The organism is Superficieibacter sp. HKU1 (assembly GCF_029319185.1).
Classification (GTDB): Bacteria; Pseudomonadota; Gammaproteobacteria; order Enterobacterales; family Enterobacteriaceae; genus Superficieibacter.
Genome location: NZ_CP119754.1, coordinates 4,283,623 through 4,296,670 on the forward strand (window position 1 = coordinate 4,283,623; position 13,048 = coordinate 4,296,670).

Annotated in this window: 17 protein-coding genes; 5 read left to right on the plus strand and 12 right to left on the minus strand. The window is 55.7% G+C overall.

Going from position 1 to position 13,048, the window contains the following annotated elements; all coding sequences use genetic code 11:
* The first annotated feature begins 63 nt into the window (after nt 1–63).
* From P0H77_RS20395 to ytfE, 4 genes are all read left to right on the plus strand, one after another.
* Nucleotides 64–912: an SDR family oxidoreductase gene (locus P0H77_RS20395; protein ID WP_276159010.1), complete on the plus strand. Its 849-nt coding sequence runs from the start codon at nt 64–66 to the stop codon at nt 910–912.
* A gap of 81 nt (nt 913–993) precedes the next feature.
* Nucleotides 994–1,818 carry an AraC family transcriptional regulator gene (locus P0H77_RS20400; RefSeq protein WP_276159011.1) on the plus strand — a complete coding sequence of 275 codons (825 nt, stop codon included), beginning with the start codon at nt 994–996 and terminating at the stop codon, nt 1,816–1,818.
* Between the two features lie 72 nt (nt 1,819–1,890).
* Nucleotides 1,891–2,862 (plus strand): DMT family transporter, encoded by a 972-nt coding sequence (locus tag P0H77_RS20405; protein ID WP_276165186.1) that lies wholly within the window; start codon nt 1,891–1,893, stop codon nt 2,860–2,862.
* Nucleotides 2,863–2,943: 81 nt separating this feature from the next.
* Nucleotides 2,944–3,606 carry an iron-sulfur cluster repair protein YtfE gene (gene ytfE / locus P0H77_RS20410; RefSeq protein ID WP_276159012.1) on the plus strand — a complete coding sequence of 221 codons (663 nt, stop codon included), beginning with the start codon at nt 2,944–2,946 and terminating at the stop codon, nt 3,604–3,606.
* An 82-nt stretch (nt 3,607–3,688) separates the two neighbouring features.
* Here ytfE and cycA read toward each other — a convergent pair whose 3' ends face one another.
* Both cycA and fklB read right to left on the minus strand, forming a co-directional pair.
* On the minus strand, nt 3,689–5,101 hold the full coding sequence (gene cycA, locus P0H77_RS20415) for a D-serine/D-alanine/glycine transporter (protein ID WP_276159013.1): 1,413 nt from the start codon (nt 5,099–5,101) through the stop codon (nt 3,689–3,691).
* Nucleotides 5,102–5,405: 304 nt separating this feature from the next.
* Entirely contained in the window at nt 5,406–6,026 is a 621-nt protein-coding gene (gene fklB, locus P0H77_RS20420; protein ID WP_194207129.1) for an FKBP-type peptidyl-prolyl cis-trans isomerase, read from the minus strand.
* Nucleotides 6,027–6,254: 228 nt separating this feature from the next.
* Here fklB and P0H77_RS20425 point away from each other — a divergent pair, with 228 nt between their 5' ends.
* The gene (locus P0H77_RS20425) at nt 6,255–6,890 is read left to right on the plus strand and encodes a LysM-like peptidoglycan-binding domain-containing protein (protein WP_276159014.1); all 636 of its coding nucleotides are present in this window, start codon (nt 6,255–6,257) and stop codon (nt 6,888–6,890) included.
* 61 nt (nt 6,891–6,951) lie between these two features.
* On the opposite strand, the gene rplI is transcribed toward P0H77_RS20425, so the two are convergent.
* From rplI to ulaA, 10 genes are all read right to left on the minus strand, one after another.
* Nucleotides 6,952–7,401, minus strand: coding sequence for a 50S ribosomal protein L9 (gene rplI / locus P0H77_RS20430; protein WP_276159015.1), 450 nt, complete (start codon nt 7,399–7,401; stop codon nt 6,952–6,954).
* 39 nt (nt 7,402–7,440) lie between these two features.
* Nucleotides 7,441–7,668: a 30S ribosomal protein S18 gene (gene rpsR, locus P0H77_RS20435; protein ID WP_176919496.1), complete on the minus strand. Its 228-nt coding sequence runs from the start codon at nt 7,666–7,668 to the stop codon at nt 7,441–7,443.
* 4 nt (nt 7,669–7,672) lie between these two features.
* On the minus strand, nt 7,673–7,987 hold the full coding sequence (priB, locus tag P0H77_RS20440) for a primosomal replication protein N (protein WP_176919497.1): 315 nt from the start codon (nt 7,985–7,987) through the stop codon (nt 7,673–7,675).
* 6 nt (nt 7,988–7,993) lie between these two features.
* A complete protein-coding gene (gene rpsF / locus P0H77_RS20445) occupies nt 7,994–8,389 on the minus strand; it encodes a 30S ribosomal protein S6 (RefSeq protein ID WP_020456251.1) in 396 nt (131 codons plus the stop codon).
* A gap of 247 nt (nt 8,390–8,636) precedes the next feature.
* The gene (locus P0H77_RS20450; protein WP_276159016.1) at nt 8,637–9,323 is read right to left on the minus strand and encodes an L-ribulose-5-phosphate 4-epimerase; all 687 of its coding nucleotides are present in this window, start codon (nt 9,321–9,323) and stop codon (nt 8,637–8,639) included.
* Nucleotides 9,323–10,177, minus strand: coding sequence for an L-ribulose-5-phosphate 3-epimerase (locus tag P0H77_RS20455; RefSeq protein ID WP_276159017.1), 855 nt, complete (start codon nt 10,175–10,177; stop codon nt 9,323–9,325). The genes P0H77_RS20450 and P0H77_RS20455 overlap by 1 nt, the downstream gene beginning before the upstream one ends.
* A gap of 9 nt (nt 10,178–10,186) precedes the next feature.
* Nucleotides 10,187–10,837 (minus strand): 3-keto-L-gulonate-6-phosphate decarboxylase UlaD, encoded by a 651-nt coding sequence (gene ulaD, locus P0H77_RS20460; protein WP_176919276.1) that lies wholly within the window; start codon nt 10,835–10,837, stop codon nt 10,187–10,189.
* Between the two features lie 12 nt (nt 10,838–10,849).
* Nucleotides 10,850–11,317: a PTS ascorbate transporter subunit IIA gene (gene ulaC, locus P0H77_RS20465; protein WP_276159018.1), complete on the minus strand. Its 468-nt coding sequence runs from the start codon at nt 11,315–11,317 to the stop codon at nt 10,850–10,852.
* Nucleotides 11,318–11,326: 9 nt separating this feature from the next.
* Nucleotides 11,327–11,632, minus strand: coding sequence for a PTS ascorbate transporter subunit IIB (ulaB, locus tag P0H77_RS20470; protein WP_176919274.1), 306 nt, complete (start codon nt 11,630–11,632; stop codon nt 11,327–11,329).
* An 11-nt stretch (nt 11,633–11,643) separates the two neighbouring features.
* Nucleotides 11,644–13,044, minus strand: a complete 1,401-nt coding sequence (ulaA, locus tag P0H77_RS20475) for a PTS ascorbate transporter subunit IIC (protein ID WP_276159019.1) — start codon at nt 13,042–13,044, stop codon at nt 11,644–11,646.
* Nucleotides 13,045–13,048: the final 4 nt, after the last annotated feature.

Below are 13,048 nucleotides of genomic sequence, written 5' to 3' on the forward strand. Positions count from 1 at the left end.
TTACTAAAAGTAAGTTTAAGTGTTAGCGTGATCCAACACAAGGCAAAACAGAAGGAAAATCCCATGATTGCAATTACCGGTGCTACTGGTCATCTTGGCCAGCTCGTAATTAACGACCTGTTGAAAACCGTCCCGGCCAGTCAGCTGGTGGCGATTGTGCGTAATCCGGCAAAAGCCGACGCGCTCCAGCAGCAGGGCGTGGTTGTCCGCCAGGCGGATTATAGCGATGAAGCTGCCCTCACCGCCGCGCTGAACGGCGTCGAGAAACTGCTGTTAATCTCCTCAAGCGAAGTGGGCCAGCGCGCGACTCAGCATCAGAACGTGATTAACGCCGCCGTTGCTGCCGGGGTTAAATTTATTGCTTACACCAGCCTGCTGCATGCCGACAACTCTCCGCTGGGGCTGCACGTTGAGCACGTCGCCACCGAAAAAGCGCTGGCCGCGTCCGGTATTCCTTACGCGCTGCTGCGCAACGGCTGGTACAGCGAAAACTATCTGGCCAGCGCCCCGGCCGCGCTGGAACACGGCGTGTTTATCGGTGCCGCAGGGGAAGGCAAAATTGCTGCTGCCACCCGCGCTGACTATGCCGCCGCTGCCGCCCGTGTCATTAGCGAAGATGACCATGCCGGTAAGGTTTATGAACTGGCAGGCGATGAGGCCTGGACTCTGAGCCAGCTTTCGGCAGAGCTAAGCAAGCAGAGCGGTAAAAAAGTGGCTTATCAGAATCTAAGCGAAGCGGATTTTGCCGCGGCGCTAAAAGGTGTAGGCCTGCCCGCCGCACTGGCCGACATGCTGGCGGACTCTGACGTCGGCGCGTCGAAAGGCGGGCTGTTTGATGACAGTCATACCCTGAGCAAGCTGATTGGCCGTCCGACCACGCCGCTGGCGGAGAGCGTCAAAGGGATCGTATAAATGTTACAAATGAGTTAATTTTTGTAGCCACCGCGCGGACCATCTTCGATAATAGAGAAATGGTCCGCGTGGAGTAACCTCGTGCAAGGTGTACCCGAACAGTTCAGCGATGAAAAAGATCGCGCCGCCTTTCGCCATCTGGCGCAGGTGCCCGGCGTCGAGCTTTATCACGCCCATATCTCACGTTACGCCTTTGAACCTCATACCCACGAAGCCTTTGGTATCGGCGCGATTGAATCCGGTGCCGAGCGCTTTCGCTATCGCGGTACGCAGCACGTTGCGCCTGTGAACGCCGTCGTCACCATGAATCCGGACGAGTTGCATACCGGCGAAGCGGAAACGGCGGACGGCTGGCGCTACCGGATGATATATCTCGATCCTGATCTGCTTGAAGAGGTTACCGGCATCCGTCACTGGTGGTTTGATGAAGTGACGCGCCTCGACCCATTACGTTCCCGCCAGATTTGCGCCTTAATACACGGCCTGTGGCAGACCGACGATCCGCTGGCGCAGAAAGGGCAGCTTCTGGATCTGATCGATACCTTCCGCCCTTATGCCCGTCATTCGCCGATAGCCCATGAGGCCGCTCATCGCTTTGAGCGTGCGCGGGAATATCTGCACGATAACTATATGCGCGCGGTGACGCTGGATGAACTGGCGCACGTCGTGGCGCTGAGTCCGTATCATTTTCAACGCCAGTTCAAAGCGCACTTTCACGTAACGCCGCACCAGATGCTGATGGCGATCCGCCTGTGGCGGGCTAAAAACTTTCTTACCCACGGCATGCCTGCGGCGCAGGTCGCGGCGGCGACCGGACTCACCGACCAGTCGCATCTCACTCGCGCCTTTACCCACCGCTACGGCATTACGCCAGTGCGCTATCAGAAGCAGGTCGCCCGGCGCTGATGCGCAATCTCATACAATATTCTACTGCGCCTGGCGTCTACACTTGCGCTTCATGAAGAAACGGGAGCGATGATGATTAGCGGCGTGCTGTATGCCTTACTGGCAGGACTGATGTGGGGATTAATTTTTGTCGGGCCGCTGATCGTGCCTGAATACCCCGCAATACTACAATCGATGGGGCGCTATCTGGCGCTGGGCCTGATTGCCCTGCCGCTGGCCTGGATGGGGCGCGCCAGGTTAAAACAGCTTACCCGTCGCGACTGGCTCACTGCGCTGGCGCTGACCATGATGGGTAACCTGATTTATTACGCCTGCCTCGCCAGTGCGATCCAGCGCACCGGTGCGCCGGTTTCAACGATGATCATTGGCACGCTGCCGGTGGTGATCCCGGTGTTCGCCAACCTGCTTTATAGCCAGCGCGACGGAAAACTGCCCTGGATAAAACTGGCGCCGGCGCTGGCATGCATCGCTGTCGGCCTGATATGCGTCAACATTGCCGAACTGCGTCACGGCCTGCCTGATTTTAGCTGGAGCCGTTATGCCTCGGGCATCTGTCTCGCGCTGATCGCAGTGGTCTGCTGGGCATGGTATGCGCTGCGCAATGCGCGCTGGCTGCGGGAGAATCCGGACAAAAATCCGATGATGTGGGCTACCGCCCAGGCGCTGGTCACACTGCCGGTCTCACTGGCAGGCTATATCGCCGCCTGCCTGTGGCTAAGCAATCAGGCAGAGGCTTTCGTCCTGCCCTTTGGCCCACGTCCGGAGGTTTTTATCACGCTAATGGTGGCAATTGCGATCCTTTGCTCGTGGGTCGGCGCCCTGTGCTGGAACGTAGCCAGCCAGCGGCTGCCGACGGTGATCGTCGGCCCGCTGATCGTCTTCGAAACGCTGGCGGGATTGCTGTATACCTTCCTGCTGCGTCAGAGTTTGCCGCCGCTCCTGACCTTCAGCGGTATTATTCTGCTGGCGATCGGCGTGGTACTGGCCGTGCGCGCAAAGCCGGTAAAACCTTCCCTCCAGCGCCTGAGCGACGAAATAAACTAGCTCACTATCCCAAAGGAGTATTCCTTACTCTTAAAGATGCATTTAAAATGCATCTTATATTTTTGAGATGAGGTAACTGCTATGACCTACCGTGACCAGGCTTTGGGTGAGCTGGCGCTTTCCATCCCGCGCGCCTCCGCGCTGTTTCGTAAATACGATATGGACTACTGCTGCGGCGGTAAGCAGACGCTGGCACGCGCGGCATTACGCAAGGAGCTGGATGTCGCGGTTATCGAAGCCGAACTGGCGAAACTGGCCGAACTTCCCATTGAGAAAGACTGGCGCGTCGTCCCGCTGGCGGAAATCATCGATCACATCATCGTGCGCTATCACGACAGGCACCGCGAACAGCTTCCTGAACTGATCCTTCAGGCCACTAAAGTGGAACGCGTTCATGCGGATAAACCGAACGTGCCGCGCGGCCTGACCAAATACCTGACCGCCCTGCATGAAGAGCTGTCCAGCCATATGATGAAAGAAGAGCAGATCCTGTTCCCGATGATCAAACAGGGCATGGGCCGCCAGGCCGCAGGCCCGATCAACGTGATGGAAAGCGAACATGACGATGCAGGCGAGCTGGTTGAGGTGATCAAACACGTCACCCGGAACGTGACGCCGCCGCCGGAAGCCTGCACCACCTGGAAGGCGATGTATAAAGGGATTAACGATATGATCGACGATCTGATGGAACACATCAGCCTCGAAAATAACGTGCTGTTTCCGCGCGCGCTGGCGGGTGAATAAAAAAGGTGCCCGAGAGCACCTTATTGATGGCCGCCCGATAAGCGGCCTTTTTATTGCGTCTGTTGCTCAAAGCACAACAGATTTACTTGCGCACATTCGCCAGCCGCTTTTTCCCTGCCAGCAGCCAGAATATCCCCAGCACCACGAACCACAGCGGAGTCACCAGCAGCGCCTGGCGGGTATCGGCTTCCAGCGTCAGCAGCACCAGTACAAACACAAAGAAGGCCATGCATACCCAGCACATCAGCTTGCCGAGCGGCATTTTAAACTTCGACTGTTCGTGCAAGTGTGGACGCTTTTTGCGATAGACCAGATACGAGCACATGATGATGGTCCAGACGAACATAAAGAGGATCGCCGATACCGTCGTCACCAGCGTAAAGGCGGTAATCACATCCGGCTTAACGTAAATCAGCACCACCCCGCCCAGCAGGCAGATGCAGGAGAAGGTCAGACCGGTGGCCGGAACCGCGCGTTTTGACAGCTTACCAAAGCTTTTTGGCGCCACGCCGTCCTGCGCCAGGCCGAACAGCATACGGCTGGTGGAGAACACGCCGCTGTTCGCCGACGAGGCCGCCGAAGTCAGCACCACAAAGTTGATGATACTCGCCGCCGCAGGCAGACCCACCAGCACGAACAGTTCCACAAACGGGCTCTTATTCGGTACGACCGAGTTCCACGGCGTGACGGACATAATCACAATCAGCGCCAGCACATAGAACATAATGATGCGCAGCGGAATCGAGTTGATGGCGCGCGGCAGGGATGTCTCCGGATCTTTAGTTTCTGCCGCCGTGGTGCCGACCAGTTCAATCCCGACAAAGGCAAAGACGGCAATCTGGAAGCCGGCAAAGAAGCCGCTAATCCCTTTCGGGAACCAGCCGCCGTTATCCCACAGATGGGTAAAGGACGCTTCAACGCCGGTCGGCGACTGGAAGTGCATCAGCACCATTACCAGACCGACGATAATCAGTGCTACGATAGCGACGATTTTAATCATCGCAAACCAGAACTCCATCTCGCCGAACATTTTCACGGTAGCGAGGTTTAGCCCCAGCAGCAGCAGGATCACGGCCAGCGAGGCCACCCATTCCGACAATCCGGGGAACCAGAACTGGGCGTAGGCGGTGATCGCCACGACGTCCGCCATCCCGGTGACGACCCAGCAAAACCAGTAGGTCCAGCCGGTAAAATAGCCGGCCCACGGGCCGAGCAGGTCCGCTGCAAAGTCGCTGAAGGATTTATATTCGAGATTCGACAGCAGCAGTTCGCCCATTGCCCGCATAACGAAAAAGAGCATAAAGCCGATGATCATATAAACAAAAATGATCGACGGTCCGGCAAGACTGATGGTTTTCCCCGATCCCATAAACAGGCCGGTACCAATCGCGCCGCCAATGGCGATAAGCTGGATATGTCGATTCGTGAGATTACGCCGCAGAGACTGCTCGCCGGATGCCTGTTCGTCGGCAACGGCCTTTATCTGATCTACCATGTGATTATCTTCCTGTGTACCTGTCTGTGTTGTTTGGGCTCTGATGGCCTTTTGTGTCTTATTCGACGTTCCCGTTACGGGATCCATCGATAGTAGGGAAGAATCGGCGGGATGAATACCTGGAAATGGCGTTAATGTTAAATTTATGTTTAAAGTGAGTGTTATATCACTGAGATAATGATAAACAGCTCACAAAAATACACTCGATGAATGTATTTGCAAGATAAAATATCAGTATTGCTCTGATTTAAGCATCTTGCGCTGTTAGCGCCTCCTCCTTTACTGAAAGAGGAGGCGAATCGACTTACAGAATTTCCAGCAGTTCGACTTCAAACACCAGGGTGCTGAACGGCGGAATAGACGCGCCAGCGCCACGCTCGCCGTAGGCCAGGTTCTGCGGGATAGTCAGTTCCCATTTGGAGCCAACCGGCATCAGGGTCAGGGCTTCAATCCAGCCTGGGATCACGCCGTTAACCGGGAACTCTGCCGGTTCGCCACGGGCGACGGAGCTGTCGAAGACGGAACCGTCGATCAGTTTACCGGTATAGTGTACGCGCACGCGGTCGGTACGCGCCGGGATCGCGCCTTCGCCCTGGGTAATCACGCGAAACTGGAGGCCGGATTCGGTGCTGTTAACGCCTTCACGCGCGCCGTTTTCTTCCAGATACTTCACGCCGTCTGCCGCCATTGACTGAAAACGCTCGCGGCGTACTGCGTCCGCGCGCTCATGAATTTCACGCAGCGCACGGTGCACCACATCGACTGGCACGGCCGGGTGCTTGCCTTCCAGCGCATCAGCGATACCCGCAACCAGCGCTTCCGGTAACAGTCCTTCCAGGCCAGATTCGCTAAGCTGCTGCCCTACCTGCAAACCAATACCGTAACTTGCCTGCGCTTCAATGGTGTCAAACGTTGGGGTCGTCATCGTCTTTCCTTTTCATACAATTTAAGTAGCGGGCAGCATAGCAGTCACGCCGCATCGGGTAAAACTTTGTCGCAGGAATGATGACAAATCGCCGCGAAACAGAAACAATATGTGCATAAGAGTTTTCCCATTCTGATGTCGCATAATCCTTCTTTGCTGCGTACATCAGGCAGTTAGCCAACTATACTGACGGTACAGGATTAAAATATGCGGAGCAGGAGGAAAGCCATGCCCGGGCGCGTTGACGTAAAATCTACCCTGGCGAGGATCTGGCATGCACCGGATCACTTTCGCCTCATGGATCCGCTCCCGCCGATGCACCGTCGGGGGATTATCATTGCCGCCGCGCTGGTGGTGATCGGCTTCCTGCTTCCCTCTGGCGACGATAATACGACGCAGCCCGTGGTGCGGGATGCTCAGCTGGATATCCAGCCGCCGCCCCAACAGCAGCAGCCGATGCAAACTCAACTTGTCACGCCGTCCAACGATCCGGGGGCGGTTGCGCCCGTCGAGCCGGAGCCAGTGCAGGAGCAGCCGGACGATCAGGCTCAGGTACAAACGCCGCCGCCAGAACAGCAGCAACCGACGCCAGGCATCGACCAACAGTGGCGTGCTTACCGCGTAGAATCAGGCAAAACGCTGGCGCAGGTGTTCCGCGATCATAATCTTCCGGCAACGGATGTATACGCGATGGCGAAGGTGGAAGGTGCAGGCAAGCCGTTAAGCACGCTGCAATCAGGTCAGATGGTGAAGATTCGTCAGAATGCCAGCGGCGTAGTGACCGGCCTGACGATTGATATGGGGAACGGACAGCAGGCGCTGTTTACCCGTCAGCCTGACGGCAATTTTATTCGCGCGCAGTAATCAGAAAAGCAAAACGCCGACCCGGGGGTCGGCGTTTTTACGCGTATTTCAGAATAAAAACTTATTCTGCAACTACGTTTACAGTCAGCTTAGCAAACACTTCGCTGTGAACCTGGAAGTTCACTTCGTGCTCGCCAGTGGTACGCAGAACGCCGTTCGGTAAACGAACTTCGCTCTTAGCTACGTCAACGCCAGCTGCAGTTACAGCGTCAGCGATGTCGCGAGTACCGATGGAACCGAACAGTTTACCTTCGTCGCCAGATTTAGACGCGATGGTAACGGTTTCCAGTGCGTTGATTTTCTCAGCGCGTGCATTGGCAGCAGCCAGAACGTCAGCCAGTTTGGCTTCCAGTTCAGCGCGACGGCCTTCGAAAAACTCAACATTTTTCCTGGTAGCAGGAACAGCTTTACCCTGTGGTACCAGGAAGTTACGAGCATAGCCCGCTTTAACGTTAACCTGATCACCCAGGCTACCCAGGTTTGCTACTTTATCAAGCAGAATAACTTGCATTACCTTATCCTCTTAAAGTCGTGAATAGACAGCGGCCGATTACTGATGACGATCGGTATACGGCAGCAGGGACAGGTAGCGAGCGCGCTTGATGCAGCGAGCCAGCTGACGCTGGTATTTTGCACGAGTACCGGTGATACGGCTCGGGACAATTTTACCGCTTTCGGTGATGTAGTTTTTCAGCGTAGCGATATCTTTATAGTCGATCTCTTGAACGCCTTCCGCGGTGAAACGGCAGAACTTGCGACGACGGAAATAACGTGCCATATGGCTAGTCTCCAGAATCTATCAATTCAATCTGCTCGGCATGCAAAACCATTTTGCTCAGACCGTTCTTTGCCTTGTGGCAAGAGATGAACCCCTGAACGGTTATGCGGCTGCCGACCGTTATACTGTGAGTAATGGCCTGGTTTTCGTGTCCGCTAATAATAACGGGCATTTGGCACCACGCCTGCCGGTGAAACCCGGCTTCCTCCTGCACAGAACGATGCTCAAGCACGAACTGGCAATGAGGAATTCCTGATGGGCTGACCTTTCGAAGGGGCATCCTGCACACGGTGCCGGAGAGCGCCAGACGGTTGGTCATCAGAAATTACTCTTCAGAATCCCCAGCATCTGCATCATCTGCGGTTTCGTTAGCGAAATCATCGCGACGCTCACGGCGCTCGTCTTTCGCTTTAACCATCGGAGATGCTTCGGTAACCGCGTGCTTAGTACGCATTACCATGCTACGGATAACGGCGTCGTTGAAGCGGAAGTTTGTTTCCAGCTCATCGATAACTTCCTGCGGTGCTTCAACGTTCATCAGAACGTAGTGCGCTTTGTGCAGTTTGTTGATCGGGTAAGCCAGCTGACGGCGGCCCCAGTCTTCCAGACGGTGAATCGTGCCTTCTGCTGCAGTGATTGCACCAGTGTAGCGTTCGATCATACCCGGAACCTGTTCGCTCTGGTCAGGATGGACCATAAAAACGATTTCGTAATGACGCATCGAATTGCTCCTTACGGATTATTCAGCCTCCTGTCTGGGTCAGCCGAGGCCCATGGAGGCAAGGAACGTGTTAAAGGTCGGCTGAAAAATGACGCGTAATAATACTTGCGTCCCTGTGCAAACTCAAGCGCATTACGCACTTTAATTCGACAAAGCGGAAGGGACGGGCATTTTACATCAAATAAAGGAAGGCCCCGGAGCCTGACCAGTTACATTCCGCGAATGTGAACGGCTCCGGAGCGCTTATTTACTTCTGCCCGTAATAGGCGTTTGGACCATGCTTACGCATGAAATGTTTGTTCATCAGGTAGCTGTCAATGGGGTTGAGCTGCGGATTTATCCCCCGCGCAATCCACGCCATCCGCGCCACCTCTTCCATGACGACAGCGTTATGCACCGCATCGTGCGCATCTCTGCCCCAGGCAAACGGACCGTGTTGATACACCACTATCCCCGGCGTATGCAGCGGTTCGCGCGTACCCAGCGTTTCCACAATCACTTTGCCGGTGTTAAGTTCGTACTCGCCCTGTACCTCGTCTTCATTTAATGCCCGAGTACAGGGGATATCGCCAAAGAAGTAATCGGCGTGCGTGGTGCCGAGCGCCGGGATCGCCAGCCCTGCCTGCGCCCATGCCGTCGCGTGCGTCGAATGGGTATGCACGACGCCGCCAAGCGACGGATAGCGGCGATACAGTTCCAGATGGGTGGCGGTATCCGAGGAGGGACGCCAGTGACCGTCCACCACGTTCCCATTGAGATCCACCGCCACCATGTCTTCCGCCTGCATGGTTTCATACGCCACGCCGCTGGGCTTAATGACGATAAGGCCACGCTCACGGTCAATCGCGCTGACGTTACCCCAGGTAAAGGTCACCAGGCCGTAGCGCGGCAAATCCATGTTGGCTTCAAATACCTGCTGTTTTAGCTTTTGCATCAGGCTGCCTCCACTAAACCGGCGCTGGCCATCCGCGCTTTTACCCAGTCGCGTGCTTTCGCCACTTCTTGCGCCGGATCGTCAGCGGTTTCGCTCCACATCTCAATCAGGTACGGCCCGCGATAGCCCGTCTCTTTCAACGTCTCAAAGCAACGTTCGAAATCGACAATGCCTTCACCAAACGGCACGTTTTTAAACACGCCAGGTTTCGTGTCCTTTACATGCACCGCCACGATATGCCCCATCCCGGCCTGTAACTCCATCTGCACGTCGTTATCCCACGCCGACAGATTGCCGATATCCGGATAAAGCTGGAACCACGGATTATTAAGATAGTGCGCGTAGCCCAGCGCCTTGCTAATGGAATTCATCAGCGGGTAATCCATGATTTCCATTGCCAGCGTCACCTGCGCGCGGCTCGCCATTTCAACGCTCTCTTTCAGGCCGTCGCGAAAACGGCGGCGCGTTTCGTCATTGGCCTGCTGATAGTAGACGTCGTATCCGGCAAGCTGAATGACGCGAATGCCGACATCCTGCGCAAACTGAATGGCCTTGCGCATAATCTCCAGCCCCTGCGCCCGCACCGCATCATCTTCGCTACCCAGCGGGAAACGACGGTGAGCGCTCAGGCACATGGAAGGAACGCGCACGCCGGTTTCTGCAATCGCACTCACCAGCGCCAGCCGCTGCTCGCGCGTCCAGTCGAGACGAGCAAGGCGCTCGTCGGTTTCATCGACGGACATCTCAACAAAATCGAAATCCAGCGTTTTCGCCAGCCGCAGGCGTTCCAGCCAGCACTCCCCGGCGGGGAGTGCTTTTTCATAAATGCCGAGCGGGATCTGTTTCGACAGCATAGCCGCTCCTTAACCCCACAACTGGGCGATGGAACGTTTGAACTGGCGTGCCGCTTCTACCGGATCGGCAGCGTCGCGAATGCTGCGACCGGCGATAAAGACATGGATCGGGATGCCTTTAAACAGCGGCAGATCTTCCAGCGCCAGGCCACCGGTAACGGTCACTTTGAAGCCCATCTCTGAAAGGCGCTTGATAGCGGTGATATCCGCCTCGCCCCACGCCACGCCCGCGGCCTGCGCATCGCGGCTGCGGTGATAAACCACCTGCTGAATGCCCGCGTCGCGCCATTGCTGCGCCTGCTCCCAGGTCCAGTAGCCGGTCAACTCGATTTGCACGTCGCCGTTGAACTCTTTCGCCACGTCCAGCGCCCCTTTGGCGGTATTGATATCGGCGCAGCAAATCACGGTCACCCAGTCAGCGTTAGCTTCAAAACACATGCGGGAGAGGATTTTGCCCGCGTCGGCGATTTTGGCATCCGCCAGCACGATTTTATGCGGATAGAGCGCTTTCAGGTCACGAACGGCGCGCACGCCTTCTCCGACGCAAAGAATGGTGCCGACTTCGATGATATCCACCTCTTCCGCAATCAGGCGGGTCGTTTCATAGGCGGAAGACATGGTCTGGTTATCCAGCGCAACCTGCAACATAGGTAGTGACATTTCAATTCCCTCTCAAGCGGCTACCGCATTAGTGCGGTCAATTAAATCAAGAACGTCCTGCGCGGTACGGCAGGCGCGTAAACGGTCGAAGTTGGCTTCGTCTTCAAAGAGATTAACGATTTGCATAATCCCCACTTCCTGATGCGTGTTGGCATCTACCGCCGCCATGGTGATCAGGATATCGACCGGGTCGTTGTCTTCGTGGTTAAACACCAGCGGTTTTTTCAGCGTCACCAGCGCAAAGCCGGTTTTTTTGACGCCCTCTTCCGGTCGTCCGTGCGGCATGGCCAGCCCCGGCGCGATAACGAAATACGGGCCGTGCTGCGCTACGCCGTCAAGGATGGCCTGGTAGTAACGCGGCTCAACCACATCCGCCTTAACCAGCAGATCGACACTGAGCTTCACCGCTTCCTGCCAGGTACTTGCCCCGGCCTGGAGAAGGATGGAATTATTTTCGGCCAGCGAATCACGTAATTTCATGGCGCCTCCTTACTTCACGTCCTGCGGGAAATGCTCTTTGATCACTTCCAGCAGTTTCGGGCCGAAATCCGCAGGCGACAGCATATTGCGCACGCCCACCACATATTTATTACCCGTGACGGTAATTTCCCCGGCGATATGCGTGGAGGCAATGATGATGTCCGCGCCGTTCAACTCACTTTTGTATTCGCCGACGGCGCAGCTGTTGACGGTATGGTCAATTTTCGACTGGGTCAGAAACTGGTCCACCTTCATTTTCATGATCATGGAACTGCCTTGCCCGTTACCACACACAGCCAGGATACGTACGGTCATAATCAAACTCCTTATTGAGCAGAGGTTTCTGCCAGTTGTTTTTCAGCGTCTTCTTCAGCGCGCAGTTCACGTCCTGCGAAGACCATATAAGCCAGCGCGATTGCAATGATGACGGCCATAAAGACGATGCCAGTGGAGGCGAAGCCCTGCATCATCGGCGGTGCCAGAATCGACCAGTCCGCCATGCCCATCCAGGCGCTCATGCCGGTGAGTTTCACCGCCCACACGCAGCCGAAGATTTCGACCATGCCCATGACAAGGCAAATCTTGAGTGCCGCGCGCCAGCCGCCAAAGTGGTTGGCGAACACGCCGATGGTGGCGTTAGAGAAGAACATCGGGATAAAGCCGGGAATAATCAGGATTGAGGAGCCGCAGCCGACCAGGACGCCCACGGCGATCAGCTGGCCGATGGTGCCCCACATAAAACCCCATACCACCGCGTTTGGCGCAAAGCTATAAATCGCGGCGCAGTCAATCGCCAGTACCGCGCCGGGGATCAGGCGCTGAGAGATACCATTAAACGCTTCTGATAGCTCGGCAACGAACATACGCACGCCCTGGGTGATGATGAAAATCGCCACCGCAAAGGAGAAACCGGTTTGCAGGATGTAGATAGTCCAGTGGGTTTTACCCGCCATCGCCTGAACAACATCGATCCCAAAGGAAAGCAGAATGGCGCCGAAGAAAATCGTCATCACAATGGCGGTAGAGACGATGTTGTCGTGGAAAATATTCAGCCAGCCGGGCAATTTGAGATCTTCAACGCTCTCTTCTTTTTTACCCAGATACGGCGCGACTTTATAGGCAATCCATGCAGCAAACTGCTGCTGGTGGCCGATCGAGAAGCCGCAGCCGTCGGTCACTTCCTGCGTCGGCTTATACATCATATTGGAGGTGATGCCCCAGTACAGCGACACCAGTACCGCGGTGCAGATGATGGTGGTCCACATGGAGTAGCCGAAAATATAGAAGAACACCGCAATTAGCCCGGCCTGCTGGAACATGATGTGCCCGGTCAGCATGATGGTGCGGATGCCCGTGATCCGGCGCAGCAGCACATAGCCAATATTCAGCGCCAGGGCCAGCAGCACGGCATACCCCACCCAGCTATAGGCATCGCCCATGCGTTCGATGGTTGCCATCATTGAAGCGTAGGTATCAGAAATCGCGCCGTTAATGCCGTACACCTGCGACATTTTTTCCACAACGGGCTTAAAGGTGCTGGTCAGAATGCCAGATCCTGCCTGCAACAGCATAAAACCGATAATGGTTTTGATGGTGCCTTTGATGATCACGCTGACGCTTTTGCGCAGCAGGATGTAGCCCAGGCACGTGACAATACCCAGTAATAGCGGCGCATTGGTCATTACCTGATTAAAGAAGACGGTAAAGATGTTGTAGAGGATCTCCATAACG